The 12115-nt window shown below is 39.3% G+C and carries 6 protein-coding genes, 4 tRNA genes and 3 pseudogenes; 9 read left to right on the forward strand and 4 right to left on the reverse strand.

Features of this window, described 5'->3' with window-relative positions; translation table 11 throughout:
• The first annotated feature begins 3 nt into the window (after positions 1-3).
• The 4 genes from L656_RS0104260 to L656_RS0104275 all read left to right on the forward strand — a co-directional run bounded on the left by L656_RS0104260 (position 4) and on the right by L656_RS0104275 (position 472).
• Positions 4-88 (forward strand) — tRNA-Leu (locus L656_RS0104260).
• A 38-nt stretch (positions 89-126) separates the two neighbouring features.
• Positions 127-201: transfer RNA gene (locus L656_RS0104265), tRNA-Gln, on the forward strand.
• Between the two features lie 71 nt (positions 202-272).
• Positions 273-357 (forward strand) — tRNA-Leu (locus tag L656_RS0104270).
• 40 nt (positions 358-397) lie between these two features.
• A tRNA-Gln gene (locus L656_RS0104275) sits at positions 398-472 on the forward strand.
• A 41-nt stretch (positions 473-513) separates the two neighbouring features.
• Here L656_RS0104275 and L656_RS0104280 read toward each other — a convergent pair.
• Both L656_RS0104280 and L656_RS01000000121905 read right to left on the reverse strand, forming a co-directional pair.
• Positions 514-2097, reverse strand: coding sequence for a putative bifunctional diguanylate cyclase/phosphodiesterase (locus L656_RS0104280; RefSeq protein WP_024598304.1), 1584 nt, complete (start codon positions 2095-2097; stop codon positions 514-516).
• Positions 2098-2251: 154 nt separating this feature from the next.
• Positions 2252-3434: pseudogene (locus L656_RS01000000121905) on the reverse strand (FAD-dependent monooxygenase).
• Positions 3435-3678: 244 nt separating this feature from the next.
• Here L656_RS01000000121905 and miaB point away from each other — a divergent pair.
• The 5 genes and pseudogenes from miaB (at position 3679) to lnt (ending at position 9154) form a co-directional block, all read left to right on the forward strand.
• Positions 3679-5127 carry a tRNA (N6-isopentenyl adenosine(37)-C2)-methylthiotransferase MiaB gene (gene miaB, locus L656_RS0104290; protein WP_024598305.1) on the forward strand — a complete coding sequence of 483 codons (1449 nt, stop codon included), beginning with the start codon at positions 3679-3681 and terminating at the stop codon, positions 5125-5127.
• A 51-nt stretch (positions 5128-5178) separates the two neighbouring features.
• Positions 5179-6241: pseudogene (locus tag L656_RS01000000121910) on the forward strand (PhoH family protein).
• 4 nt (positions 6242-6245) lie between these two features.
• Positions 6246-6704 (forward strand): rRNA maturation RNase YbeY, encoded by a 459-nt coding sequence (gene ybeY / locus L656_RS0104300; RefSeq protein WP_002958542.1) that lies wholly within the window; start codon positions 6246-6248, stop codon positions 6702-6704.
• Between the two features lie 22 nt (positions 6705-6726).
• A complete protein-coding gene (corC, locus tag L656_RS0104305) occupies positions 6727-7611 on the forward strand; it encodes a CNNM family magnesium/cobalt transport protein CorC (protein ID WP_007585597.1) in 885 nt (294 codons plus the stop codon).
• Positions 7592-9154, forward strand: a complete 1563-nt coding sequence (gene lnt / locus L656_RS0104310; protein ID WP_024598306.1) for an apolipoprotein N-acyltransferase — start codon at positions 7592-7594, stop codon at positions 9152-9154. The genes corC and lnt overlap by 20 nt, the downstream gene beginning before the upstream one ends.
• Before the next feature lie 70 nt (positions 9155-9224).
• Here lnt and L656_RS0104315 read toward each other — a convergent pair whose 3' ends face one another.
• Together L656_RS0104315 and L656_RS01000000121915 are read right to left on the reverse strand one after the other, a co-directional pair.
• Positions 9225-11561 (reverse strand): P-loop NTPase fold protein, encoded by a 2337-nt coding sequence (locus L656_RS0104315; RefSeq protein WP_024598307.1) that lies wholly within the window; start codon positions 11559-11561, stop codon positions 9225-9227.
• A gap of 133 nt (positions 11562-11694) precedes the next feature.
• Positions 11695-11938, reverse strand: a pseudogene (locus L656_RS01000000121915) (antitoxin).
• Between the last annotated feature and the right edge of the window lie 177 nt (positions 11939-12115).

A 12115-nucleotide genomic window follows, 5' to 3' on the forward strand; every position in this document is an offset into this window, starting at 1 on the left:
GATGCGGGAGTGGCGGAATTGGTAGACGCGCTGGATTTAGGTTCCAGTAACTTCGGTTGTGAGAGTTCAAGTCTCTCTTTCCGCACCATGTTCTTATAAGAACTAAAATTATAAAGAATTCTTTGTTGGGATATCGCCAAGCGGTAAGGCACCAGGTTTTGATCCTGGCATTCCCAGGTTCAAATCCTGGTATCCCAGCCAACTTCTTCTACCAAGGAAAGTTGGATAAAAGAATCGCTCTAGCTTAGAGTTTAAAATAGCAAATTAGTGATGCGGGAGTGGCGGAATTGGTAGACGCGCTGGATTTAGGTTCCAGTAACTTAGGTTGTGAGAGTTCAAGTCTCTCCTTCCGCACCATGTTCTTATTAAGAACTAAAATTAATATCAAATTTATAGTTGGGATATCGCCAAGCGGTAAGGCACCAGGTTTTGATCCTGGCATTCCCAGGTTCAAATCCTGGTATCCCAGCCAATTTGACTTCCCTGTCTAAAAATTCTCAATACTCATTAAGTTCAACTTACTTTCTCTGCATTTAAATAAACACTTATAAACTCATCTATTGTTATCGGTTTACTATATAAATACCCTTGTAAATAATCACAGTTCAGACCCAACAACGCCTGTTCTACTTCTTTAGTTTCTATTCCCTCAGCAACTACATCGCAATTTAATCGACCCGCTAAAAACAATGTAGATTCTACAATGGCGTAATCAGGCGAGTTAGTAAGCATATCTTTGACAAACGACTGATCTATTTTTATTTGATTAATTGGCAGCTCTCTTAATAACGACAGCGACGAAAAGCCAGTACCAAAGTCATCAACACTAAATTTAAACCCGCGCATACTCAACTGTTGCATCATTTTTCTAGCAGCCGGTATATTTGTCATCATTGCACCTTCAGTAATTTCAAAAATTAACGAGTCGCTTAGTGTAGGATCCGTTGCGAGTAAACTAATTATAAAATCGTAAAACTCACTGCTTTCAATATCTTTCGTCGATAAGTTGACATGTATGGTACCGGTGAAGCCAAATAGTTTTAGCTTTCTAATGTGATTAACGGCTTCTTGTACAACCCATTTCGATAAAGGAAAAATAAGCCCTGTACGCTCAGCTACGGTTATAAACTTTTCTGGACTAATAAAGCTACCATCATCTTGCGGCCATCGTATAAGCGCTTCTAGGCCATGTAATTGCAGATCCTTAGAGTCCATTATGGGTTGTAAATAAAGCTCAAACTCATCTTTATGTAATGCCACTTTAATTTTGGCTGATAAATCAAAAAAGTCCTCAGCTCGTTTACCTATTGCAGATGAGTAATTTACCAAAGGTTGAAATGTTTTTTTAGCTTCATGCAGTGCCAAGTCAGCTTTTTTTAATAGCTGATCGGGCAATCGGCTATCATCAGGAAAACGGCTTACGCCTATACTTAATTGTATTTTAACCATTTGCTCATTCGTACAAAACGGACTTTTGACGGCTGAGTTTATAATGTTTACACAATAATTCATGCTTTCATCTGTATCGGTATGCAGTAAAAATGCGAACTCATCGCCACCTATTCGATATAACTTAGCAATTCCGCATAATTCTTTATTTAGTTTATTGGCAAATGCAGCCAAGAGTTGGTCACCACACTGATGCCCAAACGCATCATTAATTTGTTTAAAGTTATTTAAGTCGATATAAAATAGTGAAAATGGGGAAGGATATTCAACTTGTTTACTCAGAGATTTAAAAAACTTATCGCGGTTAGGTAGAGTTGTTAAGTTATCGTGCTCAGTTTGATATTTTTGATACTGCGTTGCTTGCTCTATTTTAAGAATACTTTTTAAGCTCAGTTTAATAACTAAAAAAACAAACCCACCACCGCCAAGCAACAACATAGCCACCATATTCATAACGACGGGTGCAATGTCGTGATTGGAAAAATAATAAAGTACCCACCAATACCCTATAATAAAAAAAATAATAGCGCATAGCAGTACACTCCATGCTCTTTGCGATGTTTTTTTACAAACTTTAACGGTTGTTTTTAAGCTAGCAACAAGCAGTAGCGCACCTAAAATAATTATTACTGTAAAAAAATTATCCACACACAAGCTCTTTAAAGTTATTAAACTGCGATTTAGTGATGTAACACCAGTTAAATTAAAACCGTGTTCAATATAGCCGAGTCACTATTTGCTGACTTAAAAACAGGCATAAAAAAAGGCTCATAAATGAGCCTTTTAAATACCTACTTTAAATTTAGCCTAAATCACCGCTAATTGCGTATTTTAAAACCCAGTTTTTTATTGGCCCCGTATTATTGGCCATTTTTAAAAACTGGCTACGTGCCCATTTAAGTGGCGTAATTTGATTAGAAAACCCAAAGTAACACGCGTCCATCATGCTCATCATTAATAAATTAGCCCTGCGGCGAGCTCGTTCGTATTCTTTAAGTTTGAGAGGGCAACCTATATCGCCTGCTTCGTTTAAAACTTCAGCAAGTGCCACTACGTCCTGAAAACCTAAATTAACGCCCTGCCCTGCAAGCGGGTTAATTGTATGCGCTGCATCGCCCACTAAAACCAAACGCCCTTGCGAATAGCTATTTGCATGTTGGCGAGTTAGCGGAAATATCGCATGGGTTTGTACTTCAAAGTCTCCAGCAAGTTCTGGGAATTTATTCAGTATGTGTGTTTTTAACTGAGTTGGGTTTAGCCCTTTAAATGCTTGTAGTGTATTTGCATTGTCGTACCAAATTAAATTAGCGTACGGTGCCTGCATTGGTAAAAATGCTAATGGCCCGGTTGGTGTAAACTGTTGCCAGGTTTTAATTTGTTGCGGGGCATCGAGTTTAATTAATACCCCCATGCAATGCTGTTGGTACTGCCATCCCGTAATACCAATATTAGCTTTATCACGCAATTGCGATTGCCCGCCATCGGCGGCNAATTACTAAATCAGCCGTATAGGTTTGATCACCATACACAAGCGTAATTAAATCATCCGTTTGCTCTACTTTAGTTACCGGTAATGATTGCTCAATAACCTCAATCTTGTAATGCCCAAATTGCTGCCACAAACTTGCTTGAATTAGACTATTTTCAATCAAGTGGCCTAAATGTGTCGTGTTTATGTCGGCGCAATCAAATAATAAATTGTCACCACCGCGCTCAAAAGCCTCTAATTGTTGATAAGGTGCTATGCGGTTTTGCCTTAAAAGAGGCATTGCGCCTAATTCATCAAGTAAATTTTCTGAAAAACGATTAATAGCAGACACTCTAATATCCACCTTATCGCTACTAAGAATGTGCGATGGGTCTATTAGGTGTTTTTCAATTATGCGCACGCCAAAGCCTTGTTGAGCCAGCTTTATCGCCATAGCCGCGCCAACCATGCCTCCGCCAACTACTATCACATTATTTTTAGTCATGTTTTTCATCATTTTATTATTACTTGAGTCTGTTTTGATTGTATCAAAATTAATTTGTTTTATACCAGAGGATATCCCTAACAGCTGATTAAACTCGCCCTGTATTGATTTGAGATCACAAACATGAAAACTATACTTGGATCTGGGCGGGTATCCAGCTAAAATACGCCTCCTTTAAGTGAGCATGCTTGCTCCTTAATCCTGTTTCTAGCACATTTTTGTGCCACTATCGAATTGAACACGAGGCAATATTTCAATGAGCAAAAAGCTGCATATTAAAACCTGGGGTTGTCAGATGAACGAATACGACTCTCAGAAAATGGCTGAACTTTTAGATGCCACCAACGGCTACCAGCTAACTGATGATGCAACAGATGCCGACGTAATCTTACTCAACACCTGTTCAATTCGTGAAAAAGCACAAGAAAAAGTATTTCACCAGTTAGGTCGTTGGAAGTTGTTAAAAGACGACAAGCCAGATTTAATAATTGGTGTAGGTGGTTGTGTTGCCTCACAAGAAGGTGACTCTATTCGCCAACGTGCACCATTTGTAGATGTTATTTTTGGCCCGCAAACGCTACACCGTTTACCAGAAATGATTAAACAAGTGCAAGGCGATAAAGGCTCATCGGTTGTTGATATTTCATTCCCAGAGATTGAAAAGTTTGACCGCCTGCCAGAGCCAAAAGCGGATGGCCCATCTGCGTTTGTATCAATTATGGAAGGCTGTTCTAAATACTGTACTTTTTGTGTTGTACCGTATACTCGCGGCGAAGAAGTTAGCCGCCCAGTAGATGACGTATTACTAGAAATTGCACAGCTTGCTGAGCAAAACGTACGTGAAGTAAACCTACTAGGCCAAAACGTAAACGCATACCGCGGCGACACGCACGATGGCGAAATATGTTACTTCTCAGATTTAATTCGTCTTATTGCTGCTATTGATGGTATTGACCGTATTCGTTACACCACATCGCACCCGGTAGAATTTACGCCAGACATCATTGACGTTTACGCTGATGTACCAGAGCTTGTAGATCACTTACACCTACCAGTACAAAGTGGTTCAGACCGTATATTAAACCTAATGAAACGTGGCCATACGGCAATTGAATACAAATCGACAATTCGTAAGTTACGCAAAATTCGCCCTAACTTAAGCATGTCGTCAGATTTCATTATTGGTTTCCCAGGCGAAAGTAAAGAAGATTTTGAAGCAACCATGAAGCTTATTAGCGACATTGGTTTTGATATGAGCTTTAGCTTTATTTACAGTGCACGCCCAGGTACGCCAGCGGCAGATTTGCCAGATGACGTAACAGAGCAAGAGAAAAAAGAACGCTTATACTTACTACAAAACCGTATTACACAAATGGCGCAGCAAATTAGCCGTCAAATGTTCGATACAGAGCAACGTATACTTGTTGAAGGTCCTTCTAAAAAGAACCCAATGGAATTACGTGGCCGTACCGAAAATAACCGTGTAGTAAATTTTGTTGGCCCGCACACAGTGATCGGACAGTTTGTTGACGTACGTATTACCGAAGCACTACCTAACTCTTTACGTGGTGACTTAATTCGTACAGAATCAGAAATGAACTTACGACGTGAAATCGCTCCTTCAGCTATTTTAACTAAAGCTGCAGCTGCAGAGCCAAAACCAGACACTGTTAACGAAATTGGCGTAGCTACTTTCGTTCCTTAGTCAAAATTATTAGCGCCAGTTAACGCTGGCGCAGTACTATAGGAAGCAATTTTGAGTAATCAGTTAAAAACATTAGAGATTTATTTAGAACCTGCCGATAACAAACGCCTTTCTTCTTTATGTGGCCCGTTTGACGAAAACATCAAACAAATTGAGCGCCACCTGGCTGTTGAAATAATTCACCGTGACAACTTCTTTAAAGTAACCGGTAAACTACACAACTGCGCCGGCGCTGTAGAAATCTTAAAAAACCTTTATGTTGATACTCAGCCAGTTCGTGGTGTTTTAGGCGAAATAGAACCCGAAGCCGTTCATTTAGCTATTACCGAATCAAAAGCCCTAGAGCAAGATGCATCAAGCAGCGCTTACGGCAAAGAAATGGTGATTAAAACGCGCCGTGGTGTTATTAAACCACGTAACGATAACCAAGGTGTTTATGTGGCTAATATTTTAAACCACGACATTACCTTTGGTATTGGCCCTGCTGGTACTGGTAAAACCTACCTTGCAGTTGCTGCCGNCCGCCGTTGACGCCCTTGAGCGCCAAGAAATACGCCGTATATTATTAACGCGTCCTGCTGTAGAAGCGGGCGAAAAGCTTGGCTTTTTACCCGGTGATTTAAGTCAAAAAATAGACCCGTACCTACGTCCTCTTTACGACGCTCTTTTTGAAATGCTAGGTTTTGAAAAAGTAGAAAAACTCATCGAAAAAAATATCATTGAAGTCGCCCCGCTTGCTTATATGCGCGGACGCACTTTAAACGATGCCTTTATTATTTTAGATGAAAGCCAAAATACCACCGCCGAGCAAATGAAAATGTTTTTAACCCGTATAGGGTTTAACTCAAAAGCGGTTATTACAGGCGATATAACACAGGTCGATTTACCTCGTGGCACACGTTCAGGCCTTCGCCATGCAATGGAAGTACTTGATGGCGTAAACGAAATTAGCTTTAACTACTTTAAAGCCCAAGACGTAGTACGCCATCCTGTTGTAGCACGCATAGTTGAAGCCTACGAGCGTAACGACGAAAGCGAGCGACTAAAGCGCATTGAAAAGCAAAATGCAAAAGACGCACTTGCTGCTCTTCAACAGCCTACTACTAAAGAGTAATACTTTGACAACCGAACTTGATTTACAAATAGCCTGTGAGTTTGACAACCTCCCAAGCGAAGAGCAATTTGCACTGTGGGCCGACAAAGCCCTTAGCCAATACCGTGACGAGTCAGAACTCAGTATCGTTATTAGCGACGAAGCGCAATCGCAACAACTTAATAACGACTATCGCGGTAAAAATAAACCGACCAACGTACTGTCGTTCGAATTTGAAGCACCACCAGGAATAGATATTCCCTTGGTTGGTGATTTAATTATTTGCCCAGCTATTGTATTAGCTGAAGCAATTGAGCAAGAGAAGTCATTTCATGACCACTTTGCCCACATGGTTATTCACGGATGCTTGCATTTGCTTGGATTTGACCATATAAAGAGTGACGATGCTTTAGAGATGGAAAGCATCGAAAAGCAATTACTTGCAGAGCTAAACATAGCAGACCCATACCGGGACGATATTTAAATTAACGGAGCAATTAGACGCAATGAGCGACGGTAACTCGCAATCTAGCCAGGGTTCTTCTGGCAAAACGTGGTTGGGCAGAATAGCCCAAATGTTGCAAGGGGAACCCCAGAATAGAGAAGAGCTGGTCGAAGTTATTGCCGATGCGCAAGAACGAGACGTAATCGATCCTGAAACAAAAGAGATGATAGAAGGTGTGCTTGGCGTGTCTGAGCTTAAAGTGCGAGACATAATGGTTCCGCGCTCACAAATGATCACTCTTGAGATCGACAGCCCGCTTGAAGAGCTAATTCCAATGATGGTTGACTCAACTCACTCACGTTTTCCTGTGGTGATTGAAGACAAAGACCATGTAGAAGGTTTTTTACTCGCTAAAGATTTATTGCCACTGATCTTAAATAAAGACGAGCATTTACCATCAATACGCGATTATTTACGCCCAGCAATGGTAGTACCTGAGAGCAAACGTGTTGATACATTGCTAAACGAATTCCGTCAGCAACGCTACCATATGGCTGTTGTTATTGACGAATACGGCGGCGTATCGGGCTTAGTAACGATTGAAGATATTCTTGAAATAATTGTTGGCGAAATCGAAGATGAGCACGACGAAGAAGAAGAACATCAAGATATTCGTCGACTTGCTAAACATGTTCACGTAGTGCAAGCACTCACACCTGTAGATGACTTTAACGAGCATTTTAAAACAGGCTACAGCACAGACGAAGCCGATACTATTGGCGGAACTGTACTGCACGCATTTGGCCATATGCCAAGCCGTGGTGAAACGATTGACATAGAAGGTTACCAATTTAAAGTAACCAACGCCGACAATCGTCGTATTTTGCAACTGCAAGTCACCGTTCCTAAGGCTGATGATAACGACAGTGAAGAAACTGCTAACTAGACTTACCCTATTAGCAAAAGATAAAAAAGCATGGCTCGCACTCGTTGCGGGCCTTGTTTTAACTTTTGGCTATGCTCCCTTTGAAATTTGGCCCATCGTATTTATTAGCCTTGGTGCCATAATTTTTTGCGTTAATCCCAATAATACCGGTAAAGCACACGCAAAAACCGCCGCTAAATATGGCTTTATATTTGGCCTAGGCTGGTTTGGTGCAGGTATAAGCTGGGTACATGTTTCTATTGCCACCTTTGGCGGTATGCCGCTGATAGCATCGCTCTCGTTAATGGCTTTTTTGTGCGCCTACTTAGCGTTATTTCCCGCACTTGCCTTTTGGGCAACTACACGCTTTGCCAGTGGCCCTAAAAGCTTTGGCGCATTACTAATTGCCAGCTTTGCAATTAGTGAGTATTTACGTGGCACCGTACTTACCGGTTTCCCGTGGTTAAGTTTTGGCTACACGCAAACCGACGGACCTTTAAGGCTGCTTGCCCCTTATATTGGCGAGTTTGGCTTAACCCTCGTGTGTATCGCTATTGGCTTTGCACTTTATCGCTTAACCCAAAAAGATTTTAAAACCCCAGCGGTTACTGCGACAGCAGTTGCGCTTATTTTTGCAGGTGCAAACACCACAGGCAGTATTCATTACACAGATAAAAATATGTCAGTATTGCTCGTACAAGGGAACATACAGCAACACCTGCGCTTTGAGCCAAGTGAGTTTTGGACCACAATGAGCAAATACCAAGACCTGACACGCCCACATTGGGATGCCGACTTAATAGTATGGCCAGAAGCCGCAGTGCCTGAAATAGAAATGCTTGCTGATTCCTACCTAGCCAATTTAGACAGTGCCGCCTCGTTTAATAAAACCGCCCTTGTAACCGGTATTGTTGACTACCAGCGAGACACCAAAAACATATTCAATACGCTTATTGTGGTTGGTAATAAAGAACGCGGCGACGAGCACGGGCATTACCATTACCTTGATAAAAACCGTTATCAAAAACACCAGCTATTACCTATTGGCGAATTTGTACCGTTTCAAGACTTTTTGCGCCCTATTGCCCCGTTATTCGATTTACCTATGTCGTCGTTTACCCGTGGCGACAAAGTGCAAAACAACTTACGCGCCAATGGCTATAACTTACTCCCCGCTATTTGCTACGAAATTGTTTTTGCCGATTTAGTACGCGGAAATTACAAAAGCGATTCCGACCTACTCTTTACGGTAAGTAACGATGCCTGGTTTGGTGACTCCATTGGGCCTTTGCAACATATGCAAATAGCCCGTATGCGGTCGCTCGAGCTACAACGCCCTCTAGTGCGTGTTACAAACAATGGTGTAAGCGCCGTATACGACCCTATAAGCCACGCACAACAAACCATGCCTCAGTTTGAAGCTACAACATTGAAAGCTAACATTAAGCTCATAAAAGGCGACAGCGTGTACAGCCAATACGGAAACATGTTTGTGTGGGGATTTGTGCTTTTGATGGGTGTTGTTGGGTTTGGGCTAAAACTAAAAGATAAAAGAAATATTTAAGATTAAAGTGCGGTAAGATAATTATCGCGCTTTAATTTCAAGCCAAAATAGCAGCCTCAATTAATTGAAACTAAAGTTTTAACATTCGCGATATTAATTTTAATGCATCACTTCTTATACCTTCAAATTCATCATCATTTGCTTCTCGTGCTTCAGCTATTTGACTATAAATCACACGGGTGTTTTCTGATTTAATATTTTTAATCAAAGACTGTACTTTATTTAGAGTCGATTTATTTAGAGCAAGTAATAAATCAGGAATATCATCAGCATTACTTGAAAACAAATACAACAAATTAGCGTCGCTGACAGGATCCTTGCTATCTATAAATTGTAAAATAAGATTATTCATAGGAACTTTATAACTTTTGGGCTCACTACCAAAACGTCCAAATGAGCTAAAATTACTATAAATTTTCAATAGCGCAAACAAAGTACCATATGTAAAACAGGTGCGTTGCTCAAATAAGTCGCTTATTATTCTTTCTGAAAAAAGGTATTTAACAAATGCGCTACTTGAGTCAACATCATAGCCTCTTACAGCAAATGATGTTAGAAGTTCTAAAGATTTCCTTGATGACCGAACATTAATCGCTTTTTCAAATAATTGCTTAACGGTCACTTCATCTTTAATTTCATTGTAAAGAATATGCCAACCATAATACTTGATTGACTCAAGCCAAAAGCTAGAAGTCTCATCATTTTCCACAGCGGCACATAAGTCAGTAATTGCTTGGTTTTTAATAATACGGCTATCACCACTAGAAATTTCATTCAACGTTTTAAAAACGTGCCTTTGTTTAAGCTTTTTCGCTGTAAGCCTGCCTTCGATTAATGAGCTACTTATATGCTCGTGTTTATAAAATGATAAAACATGAGCCGGCGGGTTATCTTTTGAAACGTATGTTTCTCTACCTTTACTCTCTTCTATAGCTTTAAAAATATAAGTTAAGCCAAAGTGGTCTAGGCAAGCCTTTATAAGTTCTTTATCTAAATTATCGTCCGGAGAAAAGTTATCTGCAATAAATTTAGTTAATGGTTGGCTTTTAAAGGACTTTTTATTTAATAACACTATTAGTGCATCGTAAATAACTGGGCTATTATTTTTCAATGCCTGAAGTAAAACAAGGTCGTAAAATAACACTTCACCACCTAACGTCTGCCAAATAGGTTTAATTTGCTCTTCAAGAGTGTGCAATGCTCTAAATGATGGCAACAACTTATTTATAAGTCGCTGTATTAGGTACCTATCTACATCTTGTTTCAAAAGAACTTTTTGATAATACATTTGCATATCGGCATTTATTAACTCATTTTCTAACTTCTTTATCTCCTCAGTAAAATTGGGGATAGAAAAGTCAAATCGTATTGGGCAAATGCGCAGTAACGTATCTGAAAATTCGGGGCGGTTTTCACCTGCAAAAATATAATCAATACCTTGCAGTTCTTCTAATCTATCTAGCAGGCCAGCAAGCGCATGGAGGCTGTCTAGCGCCTTTTGATTACGATCGAGGTCTTGAATTGTTACTAATAACCTTAAATTTGCTGCATTAATTACATCATTTAAGCTTTTTAAAAGTGCATCAGGAGATGTAGGTTTATGCATAAACGCTGCAAATATTTTAGAAGACGTATTACCTGCATTCATTGCCGTAATATAATGCAACGGTAAAGAGCGAAATTTACACATATCTATTTCTGTACCGAGTGCTATTAGCACTTCATCCAATACATATTGGATAATAGATTCAGCTTCAACACCCCACAGATCAATATTACAGTGAACTAATTTAGGCAGTTCTTTTTTATTTTTTAGTTTATCAACTGCTAAATTTATTGCCGTGGTTTTTCCGACACCAAACGGTCCACATATTAAAATGCGTGTACTTTTTGCTTTATTTTTCTCATAGCATAAAGTTTCCTCAATTTGTTTAGCGATATGCTGCGTTGAATCGTTGCTTTTTGGTTTATCCGTCTCAATACGAGTTTTTAAAAGTTCTAATGCAGGTAAAAATACTAATCCGGCTATAAGTGGTAAGTATAAAAGTACTAACTCTAAACTAATCAAAGAACCGGTTTCTCTAGATTCAAAAAACAACCAAATAGCAATAGTGCATGTTACTGATAGCATTAGCGAAGGATACCGCCAATTAAATTGCCAATATCTTTTTAAATTATAAATAGAAAAGCTATCTGCAATTTTGTTTACGGCTAAGCCTGCTAAAAATAATAATGTAGCGTAACCATACGAAGGTGTGAAATTTGAAGTATTAAATGTTTTTTGAAGAAGGTTAGTCCAAGCGAGCCACAATCCTTGATTAATGATTACTGAAGACATAATTAAAAACAGAATATAGGTTATAACACCATATAAAATTAATGTCGTATAGCGAGAAAAAGTGACCATATTCATCCATGTGTTCAATATTTACTTTCTTATATGCTAACACGCCCTAATATAAACAGAAAAATAGTCTGAGCTACTTTATGTCACTTTAAGCATTAGCTTTTTCTAATTAATGTAATTCAATTGATAAGAGCTATAAGTCATCAATGCTAACTTCAACCTCCTGAGATAAATCAGCTCTACGACTTTTAATAATTTTAGCTAATTCATTGTCATCAAGCTGATGCATTATCAACTCATACAATTGTGCAGGAACTAAATAAGCAACTGTCTTATTATATTTCGATGCTCTTTCCACCAGCTTTATTTAAGAGCGCAATTGGATTTTTTCTCAGTTCTGAAATACTTGCTGAACTATCAGCTAATAACGCTTTCATAAAACACCTGATAAAGTTAAACCTGTACTTAATTTTAAGTTTTTTAACTCAATCTGTATATTTGTATAATTACTTTACTCTTCCACTGCATCTACAACCGTTTCAACGTTTACAACTTGATTCAAGTTACCTTTAATAACTACTGTCGCTGATATTTTATCTTGAATGGCTTGTCTG

The organism is Pseudoalteromonas sp. TAE56, from assembly GCF_000497955.1.
Lineage (GTDB): Bacteria > Pseudomonadota > Gammaproteobacteria > Enterobacterales > Alteromonadaceae > Pseudoalteromonas.